At 61.2% G+C, this 25,102-nt stretch carries 22 protein-coding genes and 1 pseudogene; 13 read left to right on the forward strand and 10 right to left on the reverse strand.

The window, feature by feature from the left end:
- Positions 1 to 143: 143 nt before the first annotated feature.
- Positions 144 to 2,099 carry an ATP-dependent endonuclease gene (locus tag DID96_RS18205; protein ID WP_124600677.1) on the reverse strand — a complete coding sequence of 652 codons (1,956 nt, stop codon included), beginning with the start codon at positions 2,097 to 2,099 and terminating at the stop codon, positions 144 to 146.
- A gap of 703 nt (positions 2,100 to 2,802) precedes the next feature.
- Here DID96_RS18205 and DID96_RS18210 point away from each other — a divergent pair.
- Both DID96_RS18210 and DID96_RS18215 read left to right on the forward strand, forming a co-directional pair.
- Positions 2,803 to 3,660, forward strand: a complete 858-nt coding sequence (locus tag DID96_RS18210) for a DUF1837 domain-containing protein (RefSeq protein WP_124600678.1) — start codon at positions 2,803 to 2,805, stop codon at positions 3,658 to 3,660.
- Between the two features lie 2 nt (positions 3,661 to 3,662).
- Positions 3,663 to 5,762 carry a DEAD/DEAH box helicase gene (locus DID96_RS18215; RefSeq protein ID WP_124600679.1) on the forward strand — a complete coding sequence of 700 codons (2,100 nt, stop codon included), beginning with the start codon at positions 3,663 to 3,665 and terminating at the stop codon, positions 5,760 to 5,762.
- Positions 5,763 to 6,244: 482 nt separating this feature from the next.
- On the opposite strand, the gene gyrB is transcribed toward DID96_RS18215, so the two are convergent.
- The 3 genes from gyrB to dnaA all read right to left on the reverse strand — a co-directional run bounded on the left by gyrB (position 6,245) and on the right by dnaA (position 11,773).
- Positions 6,245 to 8,719 (reverse strand): DNA topoisomerase (ATP-hydrolyzing) subunit B, encoded by a 2,475-nt coding sequence (gene gyrB, locus DID96_RS18220; RefSeq protein ID WP_124600680.1) that lies wholly within the window; start codon positions 8,717 to 8,719, stop codon positions 6,245 to 6,247.
- A 205-nt stretch (positions 8,720 to 8,924) separates the two neighbouring features.
- Positions 8,925 to 10,031, reverse strand: a complete 1,107-nt coding sequence (gene dnaN, locus DID96_RS18230; protein ID WP_124600681.1) for a DNA polymerase III subunit beta — start codon at positions 10,029 to 10,031, stop codon at positions 8,925 to 8,927.
- A 167-nt stretch (positions 10,032 to 10,198) separates the two neighbouring features.
- The gene (gene dnaA / locus DID96_RS18235) at positions 10,199 to 11,773 is read right to left on the reverse strand and encodes a chromosomal replication initiator protein DnaA (RefSeq protein WP_221624588.1); all 1,575 of its coding nucleotides are present in this window, start codon (positions 11,771 to 11,773) and stop codon (positions 10,199 to 10,201) included.
- Positions 11,774 to 12,192: 419 nt separating this feature from the next.
- Here dnaA and rpmH point away from each other — a divergent pair, with 419 nt between their 5' ends.
- From rpmH to yidC, 4 genes are all read left to right on the forward strand, one after another.
- Positions 12,193 to 12,327 carry a 50S ribosomal protein L34 gene (gene rpmH, locus DID96_RS18245; protein WP_004198824.1) on the forward strand — a complete coding sequence of 45 codons (135 nt, stop codon included), beginning with the start codon at positions 12,193 to 12,195 and terminating at the stop codon, positions 12,325 to 12,327.
- Positions 12,328 to 12,342: 15 nt separating this feature from the next.
- Positions 12,343 to 12,804, forward strand: a complete 462-nt coding sequence (rnpA, locus tag DID96_RS18250) for a ribonuclease P protein component (RefSeq protein WP_185732295.1) — start codon at positions 12,343 to 12,345, stop codon at positions 12,802 to 12,804.
- Positions 12,805 to 12,880: 76 nt separating this feature from the next.
- The gene (gene yidD, locus DID96_RS18255; RefSeq protein WP_124600788.1) at positions 12,881 to 13,147 is read left to right on the forward strand and encodes a membrane protein insertion efficiency factor YidD; all 267 of its coding nucleotides are present in this window, start codon (positions 12,881 to 12,883) and stop codon (positions 13,145 to 13,147) included.
- A gap of 8 nt (positions 13,148 to 13,155) precedes the next feature.
- On the forward strand, positions 13,156 to 14,832 hold the full coding sequence (yidC, locus tag DID96_RS18260; RefSeq protein ID WP_124600684.1) for a membrane protein insertase YidC: 1,677 nt from the start codon (positions 13,156 to 13,158) through the stop codon (positions 14,830 to 14,832).
- A gap of 171 nt (positions 14,833 to 15,003) precedes the next feature.
- Here the strand turns inward: yidC and DID96_RS18265 are convergent, their stop codons facing one another.
- Positions 15,004 to 15,426, reverse strand: coding sequence for a helix-turn-helix transcriptional regulator (locus tag DID96_RS18265; RefSeq protein WP_124600685.1), 423 nt, complete (start codon positions 15,424 to 15,426; stop codon positions 15,004 to 15,006).
- A 332-nt stretch (positions 15,427 to 15,758) separates the two neighbouring features.
- On the opposite strand from DID96_RS18265, the gene mnmE reads away from it, so the two are divergent.
- From mnmE to dinD, 3 genes and pseudogenes are all read left to right on the forward strand, one after another.
- Entirely contained in the window at positions 15,759 to 17,153 is a 1,395-nt protein-coding gene (mnmE, locus tag DID96_RS18270) for a tRNA uridine-5-carboxymethylaminomethyl(34) synthesis GTPase MnmE (RefSeq protein WP_124600686.1), read from the forward strand.
- A 41-nt stretch (positions 17,154 to 17,194) separates the two neighbouring features.
- Positions 17,195 to 17,463 (forward strand): annotated as a pseudogene (locus DID96_RS39410) (integrase); the annotation flags it as partial.
- Between the two features lie 94 nt (positions 17,464 to 17,557).
- Positions 17,558 to 18,430, forward strand: a complete 873-nt coding sequence (gene dinD, locus DID96_RS18280; protein ID WP_124600687.1) for a DNA damage-inducible protein D — start codon at positions 17,558 to 17,560, stop codon at positions 18,428 to 18,430.
- Positions 18,431 to 18,659: 229 nt separating this feature from the next.
- Here the strand turns inward: dinD and DID96_RS38945 are convergent, their stop codons facing one another.
- The 4 genes from DID96_RS38945 to DID96_RS38340 all read right to left on the reverse strand — a co-directional run bounded on the left by DID96_RS38945 (position 18,660) and on the right by DID96_RS38340 (position 20,819).
- Positions 18,660 to 18,782, reverse strand: a complete 123-nt coding sequence (locus DID96_RS38945) for a hypothetical protein (protein WP_260463940.1) — start codon at positions 18,780 to 18,782, stop codon at positions 18,660 to 18,662.
- 136 nt (positions 18,783 to 18,918) lie between these two features.
- Positions 18,919 to 20,274, reverse strand: coding sequence for a sensor domain-containing diguanylate cyclase (locus tag DID96_RS18285; RefSeq protein WP_124600688.1), 1,356 nt, complete (start codon positions 20,272 to 20,274; stop codon positions 18,919 to 18,921).
- Positions 20,275 to 20,384: 110 nt separating this feature from the next.
- A complete protein-coding gene (locus DID96_RS18290; RefSeq protein ID WP_124600689.1) occupies positions 20,385 to 20,645 on the reverse strand; it encodes a DUF2795 domain-containing protein in 261 nt (86 codons plus the stop codon).
- A gap of 3 nt (positions 20,646 to 20,648) precedes the next feature.
- The gene (locus DID96_RS38340; RefSeq protein WP_042586622.1) at positions 20,649 to 20,819 is read right to left on the reverse strand and encodes a hypothetical protein; all 171 of its coding nucleotides are present in this window, start codon (positions 20,817 to 20,819) and stop codon (positions 20,649 to 20,651) included.
- Between the two features lie 155 nt (positions 20,820 to 20,974).
- On the opposite strand from DID96_RS38340, the gene speG reads away from it, so the two are divergent.
- The 3 genes from speG (at position 20,975) to DID96_RS18305 (ending at position 23,116) form a co-directional block, all read left to right on the forward strand.
- Positions 20,975 to 21,517 carry a spermidine N1-acetyltransferase gene (gene speG, locus DID96_RS18295; RefSeq protein ID WP_124600690.1) on the forward strand — a complete coding sequence of 181 codons (543 nt, stop codon included), beginning with the start codon at positions 20,975 to 20,977 and terminating at the stop codon, positions 21,515 to 21,517.
- A 475-nt stretch (positions 21,518 to 21,992) separates the two neighbouring features.
- On the forward strand, positions 21,993 to 22,340 hold the full coding sequence (gene sap1, locus DID96_RS18300) for a surface attachment protein Sap1 (protein ID WP_185732296.1): 348 nt from the start codon (positions 21,993 to 21,995) through the stop codon (positions 22,338 to 22,340).
- Between the two features lie 221 nt (positions 22,341 to 22,561).
- The gene (locus DID96_RS18305) at positions 22,562 to 23,116 is read left to right on the forward strand and encodes a YaeQ family protein (protein ID WP_124600691.1); all 555 of its coding nucleotides are present in this window, start codon (positions 22,562 to 22,564) and stop codon (positions 23,114 to 23,116) included.
- A gap of 28 nt (positions 23,117 to 23,144) precedes the next feature.
- On the opposite strand, the gene DID96_RS18310 is transcribed toward DID96_RS18305, so the two are convergent.
- A complete protein-coding gene (locus tag DID96_RS18310) occupies positions 23,145 to 23,558 on the reverse strand; it encodes a VOC family protein (protein ID WP_124600692.1) in 414 nt (137 codons plus the stop codon).
- Positions 23,559 to 23,968: 410 nt separating this feature from the next.
- Here DID96_RS18310 and ada point away from each other — a divergent pair, with 410 nt between their 5' ends.
- On the forward strand, positions 23,969 to 25,063 hold the full coding sequence (ada, locus tag DID96_RS18320) for a bifunctional DNA-binding transcriptional regulator/O6-methylguanine-DNA methyltransferase Ada (protein WP_124600694.1): 1,095 nt from the start codon (positions 23,969 to 23,971) through the stop codon (positions 25,061 to 25,063).
- Positions 25,064 to 25,102 lie beyond the last annotated feature (39 nt).

Raw genomic sequence — 25,102 nt, forward strand, 5'->3', positions numbered from 1 at the left:
CAGGGCTTCAGGTAGCAGCAGCATTTGCTGCGGCTCATAGGGGAGGTAATTCGCGCTCATCTGCTCATAACGCGCCACCTCCCTTGCCCGATGACCAGGAATTGACTTCTGCCGCCCAGACTCCTAGGCGCTTTTGTTGCGTTTCAAAGCGCGCCGGCGTACCGAGGCGTAGTGTCGAGGCCGTTCTCTTTGGCCCACGCCAACACCTTTGCGCGAAGAGCAGCGAGATAGTCGAGTCCCATTTCTTCTAGCGGGAACGGTTCACTCTGGTCGCCGCGCACAAGCTCGTTCAGCAGGGACTGGACGAGTTCGCTCACTTTGGCATCTCCTGCAATGGCCAAGTATGCATTCAGAGGCTTGTCCTTGGATTCCTCGTCACCCCCGAGAAACCGCTCGAAGTCCGGGATGCTCACCCGATGTCTAACAGTCAAACCGGCGACCCGTGCTTCCAGGATGGCGTCGCGGATTTTCTTGTTTTCAGTCCACATGCCATTCTTGTCGCCATTGGACCTGAACGGTGGGTCACAGTCGTGCACGATGCCGAAGTCAATTTTGAAGTGCTTGAGGACTTTGACCAAGGGAACGAGGATTGCCTTACCGCGTGCCCGGATGACGGTTGCGCGGTCGATGAGCTCCTGCTGTTTCTCGACTATTGCAGCGATGAAGGCGGCATGCTCAGTATCGCCTTCGACGAGAATCGGGTAGGAGCCGAAAAACACTTCTGCAAAGCTGGGGTCGATATGTTGCAATGCTTGCAGACGCTGCTTCTCCTCACCTTCAAACGTAATCGAATCAGACCGATAGGTCATCGGGGCGATAGGGGCATCCGTGCCGTCGCCGGTACGCTCCAGTCTGACAATCGTCGTATGGTCCTCGAAAGGATTTACGAAGTACGGGGAGTGCGTCGTCATCAATACTTGCCAGTCCGGGCTGTCGGCAAGTCTGTATAGATGTCGCTGGGCCGCGCGTGCTGCCATGGGGTGAAGCGCATTCTCGGGTTCGTCGATGAGGAGTAGATAACCCGGCAATGACGGGTCCTCTGGACTTTCGGGTATGGGCGCGCCCGCAAGGTGAGCCTCCAGTTGCGCGGTAAGGCTTTCCACGCGTGCATCAATCTCCGCAACAGCTTCGGCGGTCAGCTTTTTTGTCTTCTTTTTGTTTTCTTCAGTAATCTCCTTCTCCAGCTTCTTCCGAAATTCCGCACGTATCTCCGACTCACGAGTCAGCTCGTTGTGGACTTGTAACATTGCCCAAAACAGCGCGCGCCGAGCCCCCGTCCCCTGCTGCGAGAGCGATGTATCGGCATTGCCGTCTGCTATGCGAAGGCCTGAGCCTCTCTTGACCAAGTCGTCCAGCTTGACCGAAAACGGCGCGGACGCGATGTTTAGGCGGACGCCGAGCGTTGGGAAGACATTTTTAAAACCTTCGGTGACCTGTTCGGCTATCTTGTTAAATCCAATCTCATGGACCGCGCTGAGGGCATCGATGTTGGTGGTAATGCTAGCAATTGCCTTCGAGAGGGCGGACTCGTTGTTCAATCGCTCCCTTTCCAGGCTGGTTATAAGAGGCGTCAGCGCAAGCGTAAGGAGCATCTCCTCGGTCTTCGCCGCGTCGTCAAGCGAGCCGATACGCAGCGGACGAGGCAGTCGAGCGGTAAATACGTTGTCGAGGCCCGCAGCGTTCTTGTCTGGGTCCCAATCGCCTTTTCCATCTGCGCCGGCAGTAGGGTTCCATGTCGTTCTAACTTTCTGATAGTTCGGATGAGCCCATTGCCACCGGCTTTTGACAATCCTCAATCCGCCGTCGTCAACCTTCCACTCAGGCGCGATGTTCCCGATGCCGTCAGGGATGTGAACTTCGAGTACGACCTCGGAGGGATGGTCATCGCTTGCGTGCAGATGCCTGTCGCGACTCGAATCAAATGAGAGCGACCCCTTGGCTAGTTCATACGAGCGAAGAATTGTTGATTTACCAGCGTTGTTTTTTCCAACGAGACAGACAACATTGTCGAGGGCGATTTCGACTGGCTCGTTTCCGATGCAACCTATATTGCGAACACTAATCCGGACTAGTTTTGACCGGTTCTCATGGACTGCCATTCGACTCCCCCAAAAGACGTTCTACTTCGCGTTAGGTGTCGATAATCTCCTTGATTTTGCTGCTCTTGTCAAAGGATTCGCGATAATCTCTAGTCTTCTCGCCACACTCAACGCGACGGGTTACGCGGTCGCAACCGAAGCACTCAGACAAGCACGGCACCACGGGATGCAGCAGGCGAATTAGGACACGTTGGAAATTTTAAGTGTGAAACATCGTGTCAAGCATAGCCTCGCAGGAATAGTCGCAAATAGTAACTGACGGCGTTGCGTGACGTTCAGCTTAAGGCCTCAGCCGCACGGCTTGCTTCTTCAATGCGTAAGTTGGCGTCAAGGTCGGCGTAACCCGGTGGTAACGTTTGCACCAATTGGCCCGGCAGCGAGGGTAGTTGGCGGTAGCAATTCGGCTACGATACCGCTTTGCGGAACGAATCAACTTTCGTCATCACTGAGAGCCAAGGTCAATCAAGGCAAGTATCTGTCGGGAGATTTTCCCCACCTACTTTTTGCTTTCGACGGTATTCTGACTGCTGTAGTAGCATGCTAGACCAAACATCATACGAGAACTGCGCTGCTTTAAGCGCGCTGCACGGAGGGGCAAGATGACACGCCTGAGGGGCCGAGCTATCAACTGTCTTTGCTGTGTAGGGCCAAGGGATTTGCTGGCAGCCAGCCAAACACCTAGTGTGGGCGAGGCTACCGCATCATGAGCGTCTACGACAGCATTCCTGACCGGTTACTCCTTCAATTGCATTCTGAGGGCTCGCCATGGCGGCATGATAGTTATTGCGCAGGTTTCGAGATAAGCCAATGGCGATGCTCTGCGCTCGCCGAGCACATTATTGAATGGCTCCCGGATTATGCGTTGAAGGAGGATGAGCTCAATGTAAATCACGGTAACATCTATGTTCGCCTGAAACAGGCGGCTGCACGAGTCTATTCTAGTAAAGACTACAACAAACGGGGAGAGCTTGGCGAAATTACGTTGCACGCTATCTGCCGTGACTTTTTCAAAACTATTCCACTCGCGCCACGTGTCTTCTACAAGACTGCTTCGAACGATGTTGTGAAATCGTTTGACATGGTACATGTCAGGTATACGGTCGACTCAACATTCGAAATCTGGCTTGGGGAATCGAAATTCTACAAAGATGGCAAGGCGGCAATTTCATCGGCTATCGAATCGGTTAAGGCGCACATTGATGCAGGTTTTTTGAAGCGAGAGAAATTTATCCTCGGCCCACAAGTTTCGAAAACGCTTCCGTACGCCGAACAAATTCGAAAATTATTCGCAAGCCAGACGTCGATTGATGCGCTGTTCCAAAACGCAGTTTTCCCTGTATGTATCGCATGTGACAGCGGGGCAGTGAAAGCATACAAGAGTCACACTGCGGAGTATATTGAAAGTGTATTCGGCGAATTGACAGAACTTCGCGAGAAGATGGAAGAATCTGGCCTCCCGGCTAAGATTAAGATGCATCTCATCTATGTTCCATTGGAATCGAAAGAGCGAATAGCGGACGCTTTCGATAAGCGGCTTAAGGCCTTGAACATCGAGGACTAGTCATGAAAATCTCAAGCGAACAATGGAATCAAATTTCATCGCTGCGCGGTAGCAAGTTGAAAGGTGTCGTCTTCGAGATTCTGCAAAGAGCTGCGAGTGCGATTCAGCTTGAGGAGGACGATGACCCGAATACGCTCGAGATTGTTCCGAGGCTCGCGAAGCTCATTGAGGACCGGCAGGAACTGGAATCGTATCGGGAGCCGCTCAGTGCGCTCGCCAGAGCGTCTGGGCTCTGGAACTACATCGACAAGAAGGCTGCGTCCGAGCCTGACGTTTTGTTAGCGGAATCGGTGACCGTACCAGAACTGGATGGCATCATTTTTCACCGAGAACAAATAGACGCGTTAAATGGGCTACTTGCCGGCCGAAATTTGATTCTGAGCGCGCCGACGAGCTTCGGTAAGAGCCTATTAATCGACGCACTCCTCGCAACCGGAAAATACTCCCGTGTCGCCATAGTACTTCCCACTATCGCTTTGCTCGATGAGTTTCGGCGACGCCTGCGTCGAAGATTCGACACTCGCTTTGCCGTTGTGATGCATCCGTCCGATGAGGCGTCAGACGATACACCAACAATCTTCCTTGGAACCCAAGAGCGTCTGATTCATCGAACTGACCTTGGCAAGTTAGACCTCACCGTCGTAGACGAGTTTTACAAACTTGACCCGAGCCGCAAAGATGACCGGAGCATCACACTCAATGCGGCGGTGTATAAGCTCCTCAAACGGTCTCGACAGTTCTTCTTCCTCGGCCCGAACATTGACGGTGTGCGATTCACCGAGGGGGTGAAATGGAAATTTGAGTTCTTGAGAACCAAATTCTCCACGGTCGCAGTCGATACCTACGACCTCCGAAACATTGACGATAAAGAGGAGCGACTGCTCGAGGAAATTGGCGATGATGGCAACTGGCCGGCACTAGTCTTTGTGTCCTCACCGGACCGCGCGAACAAGATAGCGAACCGCGCTGCAGAAAATATGGCCGTTTCCGACACGGCGACTGCCTTTGCCGCGTGGCTATCCGAAAACGTTGGAGCGAACTGGTCGCTCGTCTATACCGTCCGATTCGGCTTTGGTGTCCATCATGGACGGCTGCCAAGAGCAATCGCATCGCAGATGGTGCGACTCTTCAACGACGGTACATTGCCCGTTCTGTTTTGCACATCCACCCTCATCGAAGGCGTAAACACGGCGGCAAAGACTGTCTTGATATACGACAAGAACATTAATAGAGCTCCATACGACTTCTTCACTTACTCGAACATTCGTGGGCGTGCGGGTCGCCTTGGTCAACACCATGTTGGCAAAGTTTATCTATTCAATGAGGCACCAGAGCGCGAAGAAATGGAGGTATATCCGACGTTATTCGCCGATGAAGAGTCGGCGCCGTTGGACTACGTGGTGCAACTAGATGAACAGCCGCCACAGGAGAGCAGCGATAGCCGTGTTATCTCGATGCGCAATACTCTAGCCCTCGACTGGGCAGGACTGCGATTAGCTGCATCGTTAGGCTTAGATTCGGCTCAACGATTGAAAGCACGCGTCCAAGTTGCTCTTGATTCTGGTGCCTCGCTGTCTTGGGCCGCGATTCCTCGATACCGAGATATTAAGGCTGTTGTAGATGTACTCTGTAACGAGCGCTCGCCCGGCGAATTCGGCGCACGCACAGCTAAGGCGCTGACGTACTTTATTAACGCGTTGAGAATGGCTGGAAGCATGAAGAGCTTCTTGAATGAATACGACATGAAGTATCAAGGTATGGCCGAGAACTACGACAACGTTTTTCGCTTTCTTCGCGCTTGCGAATATGGTCTTCCGCAGTGGTTTTCACTAGTCGAAGCGTTTGTGAAGTCGGCCGGCTTTCCTGCTGATTATGGGCTATTCGTTCAAGCCTTGAGCCGATGGTTCCTCCCAGAGGAACTAAAAAACCTCGATGAGGAAGGGATACCTATTCAAATATCCGAGCGATTCCACGTTGGGGAAAGCAAGGCAGCACTTACAGACAGGCTTGCCGCGCTCGCTATGTCTGAATCCACCGAACTGACACCATTCGAACGCAGCTGGATTCTTTCCGCTTTGGAGATTAAGCCCGCGAATCTATAGTTAAATTTCGGCGGGTTTTGCACATGCTTATGAGATAAAGACTTGGCGACTCCAACATAGGCGTGGGCAGAGGCGTTTTTCTCGCCGGTTCGGACGCCACATAAGCGCACAAGCCATAAAGGTCGTATCCCGGTCTCTAGCATCAATCTCGCCTTAGTTTCCGTCGAGATTGCTGTACGACGTGTGGGTCAAGGAGCCGGACCACGGCTACACTCGCCAACGTTCGAGCTGAGCCGAAATTTGGACGACACTATAAGATGGTTCATCACGTGCCCATCCGGCTTCAGTGCGCGAGATGCCCGACCGGAGCGTAACCGATATACCTGGAAGAAGATGCGTTCCGTGGAGGTTCGCTTCTAGTGATTACTCTCGAAAGGAGGGTCGTGGGACCCGTAAATCAAAGCTATCAATTGAAAAGACCCATAAGTTTCTCAACTTATGGGTCCCAGATTCTCAGGTTATGCCTCTACCTACAGCAGGTGTCAGACGTCAATATTCCCCGCCCTCAACGCATTCGACTCGATAAACGCCCGTCGCGGCTCGACCTCATCCCCCATAAGGGTAGTAAAGATCCCATCCGCAGCAATCGCATCCTCGATCTGCACGCGCAGCAACCGCCGCACTGCCGGATCCATCGTCGTCTCCCACAGCTGCTCGGGGTTCATCTCCCCCAGCCCCTTATACCGCTGCTTCGACACATTCCGCTCAGCATCCGCCAGCAACCACTTCATAGCGCTCTTGAAGTCCCCCACAGCCATGCTGCGTTCCCCACGCTTGATGACCGCCCCAGCCCCAATCAGCCCCTTGAACGTATTCGCAGTAGTCACAAGCTGCTGATAATCCGCCGTGTGCTGGAATTCCTCATCGATAACAGAAACCCGCACATTCCCGTGATGCGCACGCTCAACCCGCAGCGACCGCAGCTCCCGCACCGGATCATACGAAGGCACAACCCGAACTTCGTTCTTGAGCGCTTCATTATGCAGCGCCGCATGAAGCGCCTTAGCCGAAACCTCGGTCGATTCTTCGTTGGAGAGATCGATCACAACCCCATCCATGATCGCCTCGAGCGCCGCCGGGTCATACAACCGGCTCAACCGCCCGATCACGCTCTGCGACATCAGATACGACCGGGCCAGCTCCCCAAGCGCGTCCCCTGAAATCGGCGTCGCGTTCTCGCCGGGCACCAGCTCCGACCCAAGCAGCGCCAACCGCAGCATATGCGCGTCCAGCTCGGTGTCATCCTTCAGATACCGCTCATCCTTACCGGCCTTGATCTTGTAAAGCGGCGGCTGCGCGATATACACAAACCCGCGCTCGATCATCTCCGGCATTTGCCGATAGAAGAACGTGAGCAGCAGCGTCCGGATGTGCGCACCGTCGACGTCCGCGTCGGTCATGATGATGATGCGGTGATAGCGGAGCTTGTCGAGGTTGTAATCGTCCTTGCCGATCCCGCAGCCGAGCGCGGTAACCAGCGTAACGATCTGCTCCGACGACAGCAGCTTGTCATACCGCGCCTTCTCGACGTTCAGCACCTTGCCGCGCAGCGGCAGGATCGCCTGGAACTTCCGATCACGCCCTTGCTTCGCCGAGCCACCTGCCGAGTCACCCTCGACGATATAGATTTCCGACTTCGCCGGATCCTTCTCCTGGCAGTCCGCGAGCTTGCCGGGTAGCCCAACGCCATCGAGCACGCCTTTACGCCGCGTCATCTCCCGCGCCTTCCGCGCAGCGTCCCGCGCGCGAGCCGCCTCTACGATCTTCCCGCAGATGATCTTCGCGTCGTTCGGCGTCTCGAGCAGGAACTCTTCCAGCGCCTTCGCCACAACGTCTTCCACCGGCGCCCGCACTTCGGAAGAAACCAGCTTGTCCTTGGTCTGCGAGCTGAACTTCGGCTCCGGCACCTTCACGGACAGCACGCACGAAAGCCCTTCGCGCATGTCATCGCCGGAAGTCTCGACCTTGGCCTTCTTCGCGATTTCGTTATCGGCGATGTACTTGTTGATGACGCGCGTCATCGCGGCCCGCAGGCCGGTGAGGTGCGTGCCGCCATCCCGCTGCGGGATGTTGTTCGTGAAGCACAGCACGTTCTCGTTGTAGCTGTCGTTCCACTGCATCGCGACTTCAACGCCGACGCCATCCTTCTCACCGTTGATGTGAAAGATGGTCGGATGCAGATTGGTCTTCGTCTTGTTGATGTACTCGACGAAGCCCTTCACGCCACCGGCGAACGCGAAATCGTCTTCCTTGCCGCTGCGCAGGTCGGTCAACCGAATCCGCACACCGTTATTGAGGAACGAAAGCTCCCGCATCCGCTTCGCAAGAATGTCGTAGTGGTACTCAACAGTCCCGAAAATCGTCGGATCGGCCATGAAGTGGACCTCAGTGCCGCGGTTCTCGGTATCGCCGATCACCTGCATCGGCGACACTTCCACGCCGTCCACCGTCTCGAGCACGCGGTTCTGCGCGACCCCACGGTGGAACTCCATGAAGTGCTTCTTGCCATTGCGCCGCACGGTCAGCCGCAACCAGCTCGACAGCGCGTTCACGCACGACACACCCACGCCGTGCAGACCACCCGACACCTTATAGCTGTTCTGGTCGAACTTGCCGCCAGCATGCAGCTCGGTCATCACAATTTCCGCAGCACTGCGCTTCGGCTCGTGCTTGTCGTTCATCTTCACGTCGGTCGGAATCCCGCGGCCGTTGTCGGTCACGGAAATCGAGTTGTCCGCATGAATCGTCACGTGAATATCGTTACAGTATCCGGCGAGCGCTTCGTCGATCGAGTTGTCGAGAACTTCGAAAACGAGGTGGTGCAGACCGGTGCCGTCCGACGTGTCGCCGATGTACATCCCGGGGCGCTTGCGCACCGCTTCCAGCCCTTCGAGGATCTGGATCGACGATGCGCCGTAGCTGCTGTTATCGGGCTGCGTATTGTGCTGTTCACTCATGGATATCTTCCGGTTCTGCAAGGCCGCTAAATCAACGGCGCGGTGCGTTTTCTCATGAAAACGCGGGGCTGCCCAGGTCGGGCCGCTCCAGTTTTCCTGACCCCTCCGGAGCACCGGCCCGGCGCGTGGAGGAGGGGTGGTTGATTCGCCATAAAAACGCCAAAGGGGCTTGCCGCCCCCTGGTGTGTGTCGTGTGTCGCGCGCGTCAGATGCGCATCGGCATCACGACATACTTGAACTCGTCGTTCTCGGGCACCGTGATCAGGGCGCTCGAGCTGGCGTCGCCGAGGCTCACCTGCACGGTGTCGACCTTCAGGTTCGCGAGCACGTCGAGCAGATACGTGACGTTGAAGCCGATGTCGACGGTGTCGCCCTGGTAGGCGATTTCCAGTTCTTCCTGCGCCTCTTCCTGGTCGGCGTTGGTCGACATGATCTTCAGCTGGCCCGGCGCGATGATGCAGCGCACGCCCTTGAACTTGTCCGACGTCAGGATCGCCGCGCGCTGCAGCGAACGCTGCAGTTCTTCACGGCCGATCTCGAACGTGTTCTTGTGCGCCTTCGGGATCACGCGCTGGAAGTCGGGGAACTTGCCCTCGACCAGCTTCGACACGAGCTCGACCTGGCCGAACGTGAACTTCGCCTGCGTTTGCGCGATGTCGATCGTGACGGTGTCGTCGATGTCCTCGAGCAGGCGCTGCAGTTCGAGGATGGTCTTGCGCGGGACGATCACTTCCTGGCGGCCGAACGTGCCACCCTCGATCTTCATCGACGAGAACGCAAGGCGGTGGCCGTCGGTGGCCACGGCCATCAGCTGGTCGCCGTCGACGACGAGCAGCATGCCGTTCAGGTAGTAGCGGATGTCCTGCTGCGCCATCGCGAAGTGCACCATGCCGAGCAGCTGGCGGAACGACTTCTGCGGGACGGTGAGGCTCGCGCCGAAATCCTTCGCGTGCGCGACGGTCGGGAACTCGTCGGCCGCGAGCGTCTGCAGTGCGAAGCGGCTCTTGCCCGACTGAACCGTCAGGCGCTTGTCGGCGAGCGACAGCGTCACCTGGCCGTCAGGCATCGCGCGCAGGATGTCGAGCAGCTTGCGGGCGGCAACGGTGGTCGCAACCTGGTCGTTGCCGACGCCGAAATCGGCGCGGGTCGTGATCTGCAGCTCCAGGTCGGTCGACAGGAACGAAACGTCCGCGCCGTTCTTGGTGATCAGCAAATTCGCGAGGATCGGCAACGTATGGCGGCGTTCGACGATGCCGCTGACCGTTTGCAGCGGCCTGAGGAGGGTGTCTCGTTCGGTCTTGACCAGTTGCATAGAGTTCCTTCGTTGAGATAACGGCCTGCAGCAGCCTCGCAACGCCCCGCCGGCCGGGCACATGGCCGGCCGCCATCGGAGCGGTCAAACCTATATTGTGCCTCAAAACCGAATCGCCCCCGTTAATTTGGGGCGGACGCCGAATTCTCAAGCGCAACCGCGCCCGATCACCCCTTCAGCGTCTGTTCCAGCACGTGCAACTCGTGGTTGAGTTGCGCATCCTTGCTGCGCTCGTCGGCGATCTTGCGCACCGCGTGCAGCACGGTGGTGTGATCGCGCCCGCCGAACAGCTCGCCGATTTCCGGCAGGCTCTTCTGCGTCAGCTCCTTCGCGAGGTACATCGCGATCTGCCGCGGCCGCGCGATGTTCGCCGGACGCTTCTTCGAATACATGTCGGCGACCTTGATGTTGTAGAAGTCGGCGACGGTCTTCTGGATGTTCTCGACCGAAATCTGCCGGTTCTGCACGGTCAGCAGGTCCTTCAGCGCTTCCTTGGTCAGCTCGATCGAGATCTCGCGGCCGTGGAACTTCGAATACGCGAGGATCTTGCGCAGCGCGCCTTCCAGTTCGCGCACGTTCGAGCGCAGGTGCTTCGCGACGAAGAACGCAACGTCCTCGGACAAATTCACGCCTTCCGACTGCGCCTTGCGCATCAGGATTGCGACCCGCATTTCCAGCTCGGGCGGCTCGATCGCGACGGTGAGGCCCGAGTCGAAGCGCGAGATCAGGCGGTCATCGATCCCCGAAATCTCCTTCGGGTACGTATCGCTGGTGATGATCACCTGCGCCTTGTTCGCGACCAGCGCCTCGAACGCGTAGAAGAATTCCTCTTGCGTGCGCGACTTGCCGGAGAAGAACTGAATATCGTCGATCAGCAGCAGGTCGAGCGAGTGGTAGTAGCGCTTGAAATCGTCGAACGCCTTGCGCTGGTACGCCTTCACGACATCCGACACGTATTGTTCCGCGTGGATGTAGCGGATCCGCGCGCCCGGCTTGTCCAGCAGCAGCTGGTTGCCGATCGCGTGGATCAGGTGGGTCTTGCCGAGGCCGACGCCGCCGTACAGGAACAGCGGGTTGTACGAGATGCCGGGGTTGTCCGCCACCTGGATCGCGGCGGCGCGCGCGAGCTGGTTCGCCTTACCGGTCACGAAGTTGTCGAACGTGAGCACAGGGTTCAGCTTCGAGCGCTCGTACATCGAATCGGCCTCGCCGGCAGCGGCAGGAGCCGCGCCATTGCCAGGCCGCCACGTGCGGCGGCCAGCGGCCGCTTCGTGCGCGGGCAGGCTCGGCAGGTCGATGTCGGCGTCATCGCCGTGCAGGTGCGCGGCGGCCTGTGCGCTCATCGGCGCGTCAATGCGGGCGGGGGCAACATTCGCAGCGGCGTTCGCGGCTAAATTCGCGGCAATCGCGGCCACAGCGGCGGCCGGGCCGCCGGCCGGGGCCAGCGGCGCGCGCGGCGCCACAGGCGCGGCGCTGGCTGCGCTGCGCATGCCGGCTTTCGGATCGAGGACGAACTGAACGTCGATCGGCGCGTGCCAGAAATCGCGGGCCAGATCGGAGATCCGGCCCGAGAACTGGCTCTTGACCCAATCCAGCTTGAAACGGTTCGGCGCGGCGATGGACAGCGTGTTCGCCGTCGCATCGAAGGCCACCGGGGCCAAGGGTTTGATCCACGTCACGTACTGCTGGGGCGTTAGCTCGCGCTCCAGCAGTGCGGAACAGTGTTGCCAGAAGTCGTTCATCAATTCACTGTCGTTTTTTGCGTGCACGACGGCTCGCCGTCGCCCTTGTCGCGGTTGCGCAACAAGGCCCGAAGCGGTCGTACGAGCGTGCTTCGGACGCCTGCGTCACAGTATCGGGTGGCAGGCGAGCGCCGAAGCGGCGTGCGGGATTCTTGGAAATAAGGCGAGATTCTACCCGCAAAAGTGGCCACAGCGGGAGTTATCCACAGGGTGTTGCTGTGGGTCGCGGGGCCGGATCGCGGTGTGCCGGCGCATCCGGGTAGCTTCTAAACTGTTGACCGTCAAGAGAAAAACGGTTTAAATAGCGGGTTCCGCGAAAACCAATCCTGCATTTCCGGCGATTGCGTTCGCCCGAAGGCCTCCTGTGTAAGGGCACGCGGTCCCCTGAATTTCGACATTCTCGAACAAGTGAGAGCATCATGAAACGTACTTACCAACCGTCCGTGACGCGCCGCAAGCGCACCCATGGCTTCCGTGTCCGCATGAAGACGGCAGGTGGCCGCAAGGTCATCAACGCTCGCCGCGCGAAGGGCCGCAAGCGCCTCGCGATCTAACGCGGGTTGCGCGCTGTGTCCGCCGTCCGCAGTACTGCGGAAGGTGCCGTCGAGCCGGGTGCGAATCCGTTGCAGACGAAAGCCACCTTTCCCAAAGCTGCGCGACTTCTGAAAACGGATGAATTTTCATCCGTTTTTCGTTTGCGCCCGTGGCGGCGCTCCGCGCACTTCGTGATTTACGGCAAGCCGACCGGCCAGCCCGCGCGTCTGGGGCTCGTGGTCGGCAAGAAGTATGCGCCGCGCGCAGTCACGCGCAACCTCGTGAAGCGGCTCGCACGCGATGCATTTCGCCTGCGCCGGGCCGAGTTCGCGGGTTACGACCTGCTGCTGCGCCAGCACACGCGCTTCGACAAGAAAGCGCTGCCGAGTGCGGCTTCCGCCCCGCTCGCGGCGATGTGCGCGGCCGAGATTCGCGAGCTGCTCGATCGGGCAGCCCGGGAGATCGTCCGCCGTGCGTCGAAGCCCGCGTCCGAGTGACGCACCCGCCCGCCGCGGCGGCGTTCGCGCCTGCGCGGCCGGCTTTGAAGCGGCGCTGAACGGCGTCGCCCTTGGTATGCAAACGGTTCTGATCGCGTTGCTGCGTTTCTACAAGGTTGCCGTGAGTCCGCTGCTCGGCAACCGTTGCCGTTTTTATCCTTCCTGTTCGGATTACGCGCGCGAAGCAATCCAGTATCATGGCGCCGCGCGCGGCGCGTATCTCGCCGTCAGGCGCGTGTGCCGATGTCACCCGTTTTCCGCGGGCGGCATCGACCTCGTTCCGCCGCCCACCTCCGACACACGCGCTCGCGGCCAGGCCGAAGCGCGGTCCCATCGACTCTGAGACAACGCATGGATATCAAACGCACCGTCCTATGGGTGATCTTCTTCATGTCAGCTGTCATGCTCTATGACAACTGGCAGCGGTCCCATGGACGCCCGTCGATGTTCTTCCCGAACACCACGCAGTCGGCACCCGCCGCCGCGGGCGGCGCATCCGGCACCGGCGCGACCGGCACCGGTACGACGACGGCCGGCGGCGTGCCCGCTGCTGCCGCAGACGGCACCGCACCCGCGACGACGGCACCGGCCGCACAGGCGCAGCTCGTGAAGTTCTCGACCGATGTGTACGACGGCGAGATCGACACGCGCGGCGGCACGCTCGCGAAGCTCGTGCTGAAGAAGCAGGGCGACGGCAAGCAGCCGGACCTGTACATCACGCTGTTCGACCACACGGCCGGCCACACGTATCTCGCGCGCACGGGCCTGCTCGGCGGCGACTTCCCGAACCACAACGACGTCTACACGCAGCTCAACGCGGGCTCGACGTCGCTGGCGGGCGACCAGAACGCGCTGAAGCTGTCGTTCGAATCGCCGGTGAAGGGTGGCGTGAAGGTCGTGAAGACGTATACGTTCACGCGCGGCAGCTACGTGATCGGCGTCGATACGAAGATCGACAACGTCGGCACCGCGCCGGTGTCGCCGACGGTCTACATGGAACTCGTGCGTGACAACACGGCGGTCGAGACGCCGATGTTCTCGCATACGTTCCTCGGGCCCGCGGTCTACACGGATGCGAAGCACTTCCAGAAGATCAACTTCACCGACCTCGACAAGAACAAGGCCGACTACGTGAACTCCGCCGACAACGGCTGGGTTGCGATGGTCCAGCACTACTTCGCGTCGGCGTGGATTCCGAAGCAGGGCGTGAAGCGTGACATCTACGCAGAGAAGTTCGATCCGACGCTGTACCGCGTCGGCGTGAAGCAGCCGGTCGGCGCAATCGCGCCGGGCCAGTCGGCCGACGTGTCGGCGCGCCTGTTCGCCGGTCCGGAAGAAGAGCGCATGCTGGAAGGCATCGCGCCGGGCCTCGAGCTCGTGAAGGACTACGGCTGGGTGACAATCATCGCGAAGCCGCTGTTCTGGCTGCTCGAGAAGATCCACGGCTTCGTCGGCAACTGGGGCTGGGCGATCGTGCTGCTGACGCTGCTGATCAAGGCGGTGTTCTTCCCGCTGTCGGCCGCGAGCTACAAGTCGATGGCGCGCATGAAGGAAATCACGCCGCGCATGCAGGCGCTGCGCGAACGCTTCAAGAGCGATCCGCAGAAGATGAACGCGGCGCTGATGGAGCTGTACAAGACGGAGAAGGTCAATCCGTTCGGCGGCTGCCTGCCGGTCGTGATCCAGATCCCGGTGTTCATCTCGCTGTACTGGGTGCTGCTCGCGTCGGTCGAAATGCGCGGTGCGCCGTGGATGCTGTGGATTACCGACCTGTCGCAGCGCGATCCGTTCTTCATCCTGCCGGTGCTGATGGCCGTGTCGATGTACGTGCAGACGAGTCTGAACCCGACGCCGCCGGACCCCGTCCAGGCGAAGATGATGAAGTTCATGCCGATCGCGTTCTCGGTGATGTTCTTCTTCTTCCCGGCGGGCCTCGTGCTGTACTACGTCGTGAACAACGTGCTGTCGATCGCACAACAGTACTACATCACGCGCAAGCTCGGCGGGGTCAAGAAGAAACCCGCCTGACGCTTGGCCGGTGCCGGGGCGGACGTTCTCCGCCCGCCCGCGCCGGTCGCGATGGTGAAAAAAAGCCGCATGGCCTTCGGGCTCTGCGGCTTTTTCATTGGTGCGGCGGGTTGGCTACATGCAGATTAGCCGCGTGCGGATTGGCGGATCGTGGCGCCGCCTATGCGATGCTCAGTGCTTCGACGAATCGCCGTAGAACTGCTCGATCAGTTCCTGCACCAGGTAGCGGTGATGCGGCGACAGCGCCTCGATCTTCGACGCGAGCTCGATCGTCTCGGGCGTCGGCGGATAGCGCTCGTCGCGCGGCAGCGGTTGCGGCGTCGAACGCGCCGAGGCATTCGGCGGCGGGCCGTAGTGCAGCCAGTGGAGATCGACGCGAAGCCAGTCCGCGAGCGTGCGCAGCTTGTCCGGCGTCGGGATCGTGCGTCCCGTCAGCCACTTGTGCGCGGTTTGCGGCGACACTGGCTGCTCGCCGTGATGGCGGAGATTGAAATGCAACGCCAGCTCCGTCGCGCCCGTGATTTTCTCAGGGCTGCGCAACAAGGCGAATTTCAGACGTTCGGTGAACGCCGCTTTTTCTTCGGGTGTCGGCATGGGGGAGATTGTGCAGTTCAGCCGACGCATGTCAGACAACCAATCGGGATAAACGTATCTCAATTGGATTCGTCCGAGGATAATCCATGGATTTGTCACGAATCGATGGGACTGTGCATCGGTCGGGCCGGGAGGGCGTACATGTACGAAGCCGCCCCAGCGCGCCCCGATCGATATAGGATTTATCTTATCGTACCCGGGATAAATTCGGCCATGTCCGAATCCCGCGCGGCGCGCGGTGACGGGCGCGCGGTCACGCTACAATGCCGGCGTCCCGATGCCTGCGCGGTTGCGCGGGTGTGCCGAATGACTGTCTGATTCTTCCGATTGCCATGCTTGCTACCGATTCCGATCCGATCGTCGCCATTGCCACCGCTGCCGGCCGGGGCGGGATCGGCGTCGTCCGCGTGTCGTTCGGGCGGGGCGGCGAGGCGGCGGCGCTGCCGCTGATCGAAGCGTTGTGCGGGCAGCGGCTTGCGCCGCGGCATGCGAGCTACGTGCCGTTCGTCGACGAACATGGCGCGCCGCTCGATCGCGGCATCGCGCTGTATTTTCCGGCGCCGCATTCGTATACGGGCGAGCATGTGCTCGAACTGCAGGGCCACGGCGGGCCGATCGTGATGCAGCTGCTGCTGCAGCGCTGCCTCGATGCGGGGCGCGGCTTCGGGCTGCGGCTCGCGGAGCCCGGCGAATTCACGCGGCGCGCGTTCCTGAACGACAAGCTCGATCTCGCGCAGGCCGAGGCGGTTGCCGACCTGATCGAGGCGAGCACCGAGGCGGCCGCACGCTCGGCCGGGCGCTCGCTCGACGGCGCGTTCTCGCGGCAGATCCACACGCTCGTCGACGACGTGATCACGCTGCGGATGCTGGTCGAGGCGACGCTCGACTTCCCGGAAGAGGAAATCGATTTTCTCGAGGCGGCGGATGCGCGCGGCAAGCTCGCGCGGATTCGCGAGCAGCTCGCGCACGTGCTCGGTGATGCGCGGCAGGGTGCGTTGCTGCGCGAAGGGCTGTCGGTGGTGCTCGCGGGGCAGCCGAACGTCGGCAAGTCGTCGCTGCTGAACGCGCTGGCGGGTGCCGAGCTCGCGATCGTCACGCCGATTGCCGGCACGACGCGCGACAAGGTCGCGCAGACGATCCAGGTCGAAGGGATTCCGCTGCACATCATCGATACCGCGGGCTTGCGCGAGACCGAGGACGAGGTCGAGCGGATCGGCATTGCGCGTACGTGGAGCGAGATCGAGCGCGCGGATGTCGTGCTGCATCTGCTCGATTCGCGCAGCGGGATGACGGCCGACGACGAAGCGATCGCCGGGCGTTTCCCGGCGGATGTGCCGGTCGTGCGCGTGCTGAACAAGACGGACCTGACGGGCGTGCCGGCGACGGTCGAGCATCCGGCGGCGGAGGGCGATCTCACCGAAGTGCATCTGTCGGCGAAGCGCGGGGACGGGATCGATCTGCTGCGCGCGGAGTTGCTGCGGATCGCCGGGTGGCAGGCCGGTGCGGAAGGCGTGTATCTGGCCCGCGAGCGGCACCTGATCGCATTGCGTGCGGCGCAGGAGCATCTCGCGCAGGCGGCCGATCACGCGGAACAGCGCGCGCAGTCGCTCGATCTGTTCGCGGAAGAACTGCGGCTTGCGCAGGATCAGCTCAATTCGATTACCGGGGAGTTCACTTCGGATGATCTGCTGGGGGTGATTTTCAGCAGGTTTTGCATCGGGAAGTGAGCGGCCGGCCGGCGCTGCCGAGTTTGCACGCGCTGCGCTGAGTGTCTGCGACAGCCATGGAGGTTCAGCACTTCGTGCTGTATGACTTCCGTCGCACTGCCATCACGCACGTGCACGAGATGGGACAGCCATCGTATGCCATCGAGAAGGCGCTGGCACACACGTTCCCGGCAAGAAGGGCGGATACAACCGTGCGGAGTACGCTGGGCAACGCCGCAAGCTGCTGGCGCTGTGGGCTGAGTTCGTGGACGCTCAGGTTGATGAGGGCCGTAAGGTCGTGATCGGGAGGTTTGGCGCGGTGGCGGGCTGAAGCAACCCTGTACAAAAAAACAGCGTCCAATCCTACAATATCTCCCATCGGCTGCCAATTCCCCGGTAGTGGCTCGCTTACGAGGGAGGCATAGGTGCAAAACAGCAAGCCGATTGAAGCGCTTCACCATCGGACTTTCGAGAGCATCAAGCAACTCGACGACAACTCCGAATTCTGGTTTGCGCGAGACCTCGCGCCACTGCTCGACTACCCGCAATGGCGCAACTTCCTGCCGGTGCTGGATAAAGCACGGGAGGCCTGCCGCCAAAGTGGGCTGCAGGTGGAAGACCATTTTGCGGACGTGCGCAAAATGGTCGGGATTGGTTCCGGCGCGCAACGCTCGATCGATGACGTGCGCCTGTCCCGCTACGCCTGCTATCTGGTCGTGCAGAACGGCGATCCCTCGAAACCCGTGATCGCCAACGGGCAAACTTACTTCGCGATGCAAACGCGCCGGCAGGAGCTGGCTGACGATGCCCAGTTTGCTCAACTCAACGAGGACGGAAAGCGCCTGGCGATCCGCAACGAGCTCATCACCCACAACAAGCATCTGGCAGCAGCTGCACAACAGGCCGGGCAATACGTGATCCCGGCCGAGCTGCGCAAAGTGTTCGATTTTCCGCACAGCGGCGTAGACGCATCGGGCCGGTTCGAATTGCGTGACGAACATCTCACGCTGCTGCGGGCGGCCGTCTGGTGGACGGTCGATGCCAACAGCATCGACGACGTGCTGGGGGAGGACGACTTGTGGCCGATGCCCATGATCGACGGCAAGCGCCCGTACGGGAACAGCAGTTACTTTCAGCTCGACATGGCCGACTTGCTAGGCGAACCGTATCGTCACGATCTGCGCGGCCATGCGGTCGATGATCCGGCAAAGGACGCACGCCTCGAGCATCTTCACCAGGAAACCCTCGCGGCGTTGCAGGTGTTTCTCGCTCATGCGGAGCCGGCCCACGCGCTTTGAACGATGACTCTGGTGTGTGACGCATGAAGCGGAGGGCGTAACGGGCAGCACGAATGTGCTGCATCGTTGCATGCGCGCGATGCTCGTTGCAAAAAAAAACGGGCGTCGCGGCGGCGAGTCAGTGAACGGTGTCGACGGCGATGCATTGCCGATATCACGCTATCCTGACCATCGCCTGCCCGCACCGGCACGTCAGCAACCCCGCCGGAACGTGCAACGTCAGCTACCGTCAATCCCAATCGCGATGATGATGGTGATGGTAATACCCGTCACCATAGTAACCGTCATAAGGCGCAACGATACAGCCGCTCAGCAACGCGGCGACGCCGACAATCAACAACAGGGTTTTCATGGCGCTCACCTGCTCAGGTTCAAGATGCGCCCAGCATATCGAGCGCCCCTGGCGGCGGCTGTAAGGAATCGTTTCTCAACCGTGCATTGCGTAACGGCGGATTATTCCAGTAAGCAAATTCGATCGAACGCGCGTATCAAACCGTCACTATGCGGTTGCGACCCGCATCTTTCGCGCGATACAGCGCGGCGTCGGCCGCTTCGATCAGGGCGTCCGGCATCGACAGTTCGTCGGGCGACGCTGTCGCGCAGCCGACGCTGACGGACACGCGCCCGGACGGCGCATGCGTCGGCAGGTTGAGCCGCAGCACCGCCTCGCGCGCTTCTTCCGCGACGAGCCGCGCACCGCGTGCGCCCGTGTTCGGCAGCACGATCGCAAACTCCTCGCCGCCGTAACGCGCGACGAGATCCGCGGGCCGGCGCACGACGCCCTTCAGCGCGTTCGCGACCGCGATCAGGCACGCATCGCCCTTCACATGGCCGAATGCGTCGTTGTACGCCTTGAAGTGATCGACGTCGACCATCAGCAGCGACAGCGGCTCGCCTTGCCGCCGCGCCTGCAGGAACAGCAGGTGGAAGTGATCGTTGAAGTGGCTGCGGTTGTAGACGCCCGTCAGGCCGTCGCGGGCGGATGAGCGGATCAGCGTTGCGTGCGCTTCGAAGAGGCGCTGATAGAGCATCGTCACTTCCCACGCGAGCACGCAGACGAGCACGCCGGGCGTGAACATGCTGAACACGCGCGCGAGATACCAGCCGAGCGTGAAGCGGTCCGTGCTCAGCAGGTTCAGCGTGGTGTCGGTGAGGCATGCGAGCACGGCGATTGCGAGCCACAGGTCGAGCGTCGTACGCAGCCGGCCTGTGAACAGCACGGCGGCGAGCGCGATCACGTTGAGCGCCCAGACGACGAGCGCGATCTGATTGACGGGGATCATGGCCGCCGCGCCCGGCGGACTGAACGCGGGCGGCAGCTGCACGTTCAGCGCGAGCATGCACAGCAGCGCGGCGGCGGCTGCGGGGCCGCCGACGAACGCGATCGTCCACCAGTGCGTGCGGTGCGCGCTGATCGGCGAGCGGACCATCCGCTTGCGCGCGAACAGCGCGAGCATCACGAAACACGGAAAACCGCCATGCCAGAAGATCCACATCCATGCGGCACTCTGCGGCAGCGCGCCGAACAGGCCATGCGGTGCGAAGACGCCGGGAAACGTCAGCAGCTGCAACGCGACGGCGAGCGCGGTGAAGGCATAGGCGCCGCCGAGCGCACCGAGCACCGGCTGGCGCGTGATGGTGAATTGCGCGCCGAGGAAGAACGCCGCGATGCTGGCGGTGGTAAATACGGTCAGCGCACACATCGGCAGGAACGGTTCGACCGTCGGCAGTGCGACATTCGCACGCGGCGCGGCGATGCCGAGCGCAAGCAGGATCACGAGCGCCGACAGCGCGCCGAACCAGAGCTGCCGGCGTGTGGTGTGCTGGATCAGGATGCCTTCCATGAGGTCTCCGAGGCACGCATTCGCAAGCGCCCGGCCGAGACGCCGGGCGATGTGTATCCCGGTCGCGCGCGACCGGTGCGGCCCGATCCTATCGCGTTATGGGTGCGCGCTCAAATGCCGAGCCCCGGGCCGTAGTTGCCGGCGACCCAGCGCGTGACCGCGTCGATGTCCGCGTAGTCCTGTTCGGGCAGCCCGTCCAGCATCGTCAGCACTTCGTTGCTTGCGCCCGCATCGCGCGCGGCGTCGACGATCGTATCCTTGTTCGCGGGATAGCGGACGGCCGCGAGCACGTCGGCGATCTGCAGATCGATCGTTTCGTGCGGGATATCCGGCTTCCGGGAGGATGAGGTGTTGTTCACGTCGGCGTCCATCGTTCAGTGTCCGCGCCGTACCCGGCGCCACGGATGCTTCCAGTCGATGTGTGGCGCGTTCTCGTCACGTGGATGCTGACGCCGGTGTTCCTGCCACAGTTCATCGGAAAACAGCACGGCCACGATCACGAGCGGCAGCACCAGAAACACACCGAGTATTACTTGCTCGATCACGATTGCCTCCTTGACGGTGGCAGGAACCCTGTTCCCATTCTAGGCTCTCAACCTCACCCACGTTCATTTTCTTGGCGCGCAGGCGGGGCGCAATCGGGGCGGTTCCCGACAGGGTCGCCCCGCGCCCCGCTGCGCGCGACGCGAAGACCCTTACGATGTCACTACAAAACGATACGAATGCGCTTGCGCTGAGGCCGCTCGAGCGCCAGGACCTGCGGTTCGTCCACGAACTGAACAACGACGCGATGATCATGCGCTACTGGTTCGAGGAGCCTTACGAAACCTTTGCCGAACTGTCGCAACTGTATGACCGTCACGTGCACGACCAGCGCGAGCGCCGCTTCGTCGCGGTCGACCCGCAACGCGAACTCGTCGGGCTCGTCGAACTGATCGAGCTCGACTACATCCACCGCCGCGGCGAATTCCAGATCATCATCGCGCCGCATTGCCAGGGCCGCGGCTATGCGGGGCAGGCGACGCGTCGCGCGATCGAATACGCGTTCAAGGTACTGAACCTGCGCAAGCTGTACCTGATCGTGGATACGTCCAATGCGGCAGCGATCCACATTTATGAAAAATGCGGGTTCCAGCACGAAGCGGAATTGATCGAGGAATTCTTCGGCAACGGTACGTATCACAACGCATACCGGATGTGCCTGTTCCAGCGCGATTATTTCGAGCGGCAGCGCGCGGACTGACGCATTTCGCGCAGCGTATTGGCGGCGGCGGGCGCCCGCCGCGAAATGCGGGTAAATGCCAGGTATTCGCGTACCTGGCATTTTTCTTGTTTTCGCTTAAAAGCGTGACGCATTGCAGTAAAGCCGGTGATGTTTCGGATGACTTTATGTGCGACGCATCAAATTCGTCCGGATATCGAAATGGATTATCCAAACCGTTCATCCAGCGTCGCGACGATTCGGTGAAAGCCTTGTGGCGCATGGCTTTGCGGCCGCCGTCGCGAGTTCGCGCGTGATGCGTCTGTTTTTACCATCCATGCGACGGCGCGCCGAAAGGTGCGTCGCGCAGGGTGCGACAATTCGCCGCTATTGCGATCGCACAACAAATGTGCTTGCTATCGCTTGCCGGTCTCCTAAATTGAAAAATGCGGGTTCACGATCACCTTTAAACGCATAGCTAACCCCAGCCCGGTGCCCGCGAGCACGGAGACAGAAAATGATGAAGCGAACCAATGTTTTTCTTGCGATCGTCGGCGCGTTTGCCGTGGTGTCCATCGCCCAGGCCGGCGGCGATTCGGCGGTGCAGCCGAAGCAGGAAATCCAGATGACGAAGAACGCATGGGGCTGTCTGTCGAAAGATAATCTGGATTCCGTACTGAATCACGAGCGTGACGGCCAGTCGCAGGCGAAGCAGCAATACTTCGACGACTACCGTTGCCTGTCGGTGCCGGAAGGCCAGCGGTTCCGCGTGGTGTCGGTCGAGCAGGGCGACGTGCAGTTCGTCAGCGCCGACAACAGCGACCAGCAAGGCCTGTGGACCGATTCCCGCTTCGTCAAGCAATAACGCAACAATCACGCAACAGCCACGCAACAGCCACACATTAACAACGCAATCACGCGCCGTCGCAGCGGCGCCACGCGTGCGCCGGCGCCGCCGGCGGCGCGAACCGAACACGGCCCGGCCGCATGCCGGGCCGTTCTGCTGTGCGTGTCATGCGTCGGACGCCGGGCTTTCGGTATCATCACGGCCCGACCTGAACCGATGCCCGCCCGGGCACTTCCCGCATGGCGCTCAAATCCACGATCTTCAAAGCCGAACTGCAAATCGCCGACATGGATCGGCATTACTACGCCGACCACTCACTGACGGTCGCGTGCCATCCGTCGGAAACCGACGAGCGGATGATGGTGCGCATCGCCGCGTTCGCGCTGTTCGCACACGAGCGGCTCGAGTTCTGCAAGGGGCTGTCGGACACCGACGAGCCCGATCTCTGGCAGAAGGACCTGACGGGCGCGATCGACGTGTGGATCGACGTCGGTCAGCCCGACGAGCGGCGCATCTCGAAAGCGGCGGGCCGCGCCGGGCAGGTGACGGTGATCGCGTACGGCGGCAAGACGTCGGATATCTGGTGGCAGGGCGTGCGCAGCAAGGTCGAGCGGCTGCGCAACGTGCAGGTGCTGTCGCTCGCCGACGGCGTCGCCACGGCGCTCGGGCGGCTTGCCGAGCGCACGATGCGCCTGCAGTGCACGGTGCAGGACGGCACCGCGTGGATCTCGAGCGCCGATCACGATCCGGTCGCCGTCGAATGGACCGTCATCAAGGCGCGCGCCGACGCATGATGCACGCGCTGGCACGCGCCGGCCGCGCTCACCGGATCTCGGCCGGCGGCCCCTTGAATTCCAGCATGTTTCCTTCGGGATCGAACAGGTAGATCGACGGGCCGTAGCCGCCGGCGCCGTAGCGCTCCTCGACGCCGCCAGGCCGCGCACCGTGTGCGCTCAGGTGCGCGGCGAGCGCATGCGGATCGAACGGCTCGACGCGCAGGCACAGATGATCGAGATTGCGCCCCGCGCCGGGCGGGCCGCTGTCGGGCCGGTCGATCTTGCCGCCGACGGCGAGCAGGTCGATCAGCGCATCGCCCGCGCGCAACTGCACGAGGCCGAGATCGGGCTGTTCCTTTTCCACGTGGCAGCCGACGGCGTCGCAGTAAAAGCGCGTCATCGTGGCCATGTCGGTCACGCGCAGCACGACGTGATCGATCGCGCGGATGGTCGGTTTCATGGACGAACGCTCCTTCGCAGGCAGGGTTCATCGAGTGTAGACCACGGTGCCGCCGGCGGCGCCCGCGCAAACACGGCAGGATCGACGGGCGAAAAAAAAGCCCGTTCACGTGGAACGGGCTTAATCCATATCAGGAGGAGACATGGAGGAGACAGTTCCAACTATACACACGGCGATGGTGCGTCGCAATATTATTTGTGTAAAAAAACGTCAGGACGGCGATTTGTCGCAGCCGCACTGCAACATGAATGTGGCGATGCGGTGAAAACCGGATTGCCGTCCGTCCGTTCGGACGTTTTTTTGATGTGCCCCCGATCACCCGGGGCGAATCACAGAGCAAGATTCAGGGCGCGACGGTGCGTGCGGCTGGCTAGAGTAGGCACCGTCTACACTGACAGTGCGAGGTTCCGATGAAAACCGCCTATCCGACCGACGACGCCCGCTGGAATGCCGTGACCGCCCGCGATCCGCATGCGGACGGCGCGTTCTTCTATGCAGTGCGCACGACCGGCGTGTTCTGCCGCCCGACCTGCGCGTCGCGCCTGCCGCGACGCGAACACGTCGCATTCTTCGACGATCCGACGGCCGCGCGCGCAGCCGGGTTCCGGCCCTGCAAGCGCTGCCAGCCCGAGGGGCTGCCGCGCGAACTCGACATCGTGAATCGCGCGTGCGCGGTGCTCGACGCGCATCCCGAGCGGCTCACGCTGCAGCAATTGAGCGATGCGGTCCACGTCAGCCCGTTCCACTTGCAGCGGCTGTTCAAGCGCGTGGTCGGCGTGTCGCCGCGCCAATACCAGGCCGCGCAGCGGGGCGCCGCGTTGCGGCAGGCGCTGCAAAGCGGGCAGCCGGTCACGCAGGCGGCCGTCGACGCGGGCTTCAATTCGCCGTCGCGGCTTTACGCGTCGGTGCCGCGCGAGCTGGGGATGGCGCCGTCCGCGTTCCGCCGGCATGGCGCCGGGCTGCGGATCGACTATGCGACCGCGCCGACGGCGCTCGGCACGGTGCTCGTCGCCGCGACGGCGCAGGGGATCTGCCGGATCGCGTTCGGCGACGATCCTGCGTCGCTCGTCGCCGCATTGACGGACGCGTTCGCGCGTGCCGAGCTGGTCGAGTCGCCGGCGCAACTCGCGCCGTTCGTCGCGCAAATCGGTGCGTATCTCGACGGCACGCGCCGCACCTTCGAGCTGCCGCTCGATATCGCGCCGACCGCGTTCCAGCAGCGCGTATGGGAAGCGCTGACCCACATTCCGTACGGCGAAACGCGCAGCTATTCCGAGATCGCCGAAGCGCTCGGCGCGCCGCGCGCGGTGCGGGCGGTCGCGTCGGCGTGCGCGTCGAATCCGGTCGCGCTCGCGATCCCGTGCCACCGGGTCGTGCAGAAGGGCGGCGCGCTCGCCGGCTATCGCTGGGGCGTGCGCCGCAAGGCGACGCTGCTTGCGGCCGAGGCGCGCCATGCGCACGATGACGAAACGACCGTTGCCATTGCGGAGGACAGCGCAGCTTGAGCATTACGAACACAACGAAAACGTCGGCCGGCGATGCCG

The sequence above is a fragment of the Burkholderia sp. Bp8963 genome, from assembly GCF_003854275.1.
Lineage (GTDB): Bacteria > Pseudomonadota > Gammaproteobacteria > Burkholderiales > Burkholderiaceae > Burkholderia.

Coding starts and splice junctions, on each gene's coding strand:
- DID96_RS18205 (WP_124600677.1), bottom strand. CDS start 2,099: ATGGCAGTCCATGAGAACCGGTCAAAACTAGTCCGGATTAGTGTTCGC.
- DID96_RS18210 (WP_124600678.1), top strand. CDS start 2,803: ATGAGCGTCTACGACAGCATTCCTGACCGGTTACTCCTTCAATTGCAT.
- DID96_RS18215 (WP_124600679.1), top strand. CDS start 3,663: ATGAAAATCTCAAGCGAACAATGGAATCAAATTTCATCGCTGCGCGGT.
- gyrB (WP_124600680.1), bottom strand. CDS start 8,719: ATGAGTGAACAGCACAATACGCAGCCCGATAACAGCAGCTACGGCGCA.
- dnaN (WP_124600681.1), bottom strand. CDS start 10,031: ATGCAACTGGTCAAGACCGAACGAGACACCCTCCTCAGGCCGCTGCAA.
- dnaA (WP_221624588.1), bottom strand. CDS start 11,773: ATGAACGACTTCTGGCAACACTGTTCCGCACTGCTGGAGCGCGAGCTA.
- rpmH (WP_004198824.1), top strand. CDS start 12,193: ATGAAACGTACTTACCAACCGTCCGTGACGCGCCGCAAGCGCACCCAT.
- yidD (WP_124600788.1), top strand. CDS start 12,881: ATGCAAACGGTTCTGATCGCGTTGCTGCGTTTCTACAAGGTTGCCGTG.
- yidC (WP_124600684.1), top strand. CDS start 13,156: ATGGATATCAAACGCACCGTCCTATGGGTGATCTTCTTCATGTCAGCT.
- DID96_RS18265 (WP_124600685.1), bottom strand. CDS start 15,426: ATGCCGACACCCGAAGAAAAAGCGGCGTTCACCGAACGTCTGAAATTC.
- mnmE (WP_124600686.1), top strand. CDS start 15,759: ATGCTTGCTACCGATTCCGATCCGATCGTCGCCATTGCCACCGCTGCC.
- DID96_RS38945 (WP_260463940.1), bottom strand. CDS start 18,782: ATGAAAACCCTGTTGTTGATTGTCGGCGTCGCCGCGTTGCTGAGCGGC.
- DID96_RS18285 (WP_124600688.1), bottom strand. CDS start 20,274: ATGGAAGGCATCCTGATCCAGCACACCACACGCCGGCAGCTCTGGTTC.
- DID96_RS18290 (WP_124600689.1), bottom strand. CDS start 20,645: ATGGACGCCGACGTGAACAACACCTCATCCTCCCGGAAGCCGGATATC.
- speG (WP_124600690.1), top strand. CDS start 20,975: ATGTCACTACAAAACGATACGAATGCGCTTGCGCTGAGGCCGCTCGAG.
- sap1 (WP_185732296.1), top strand. CDS start 21,993: ATGATGAAGCGAACCAATGTTTTTCTTGCGATCGTCGGCGCGTTTGCC.
- DID96_RS18305 (WP_124600691.1), top strand. CDS start 22,562: ATGGCGCTCAAATCCACGATCTTCAAAGCCGAACTGCAAATCGCCGAC.
- DID96_RS18310 (WP_124600692.1), bottom strand. CDS start 23,558: ATGAAACCGACCATCCGCGCGATCGATCACGTCGTGCTGCGCGTGACC.
- ada (WP_124600694.1), top strand. CDS start 23,969: ATGAAAACCGCCTATCCGACCGACGACGCCCGCTGGAATGCCGTGACC.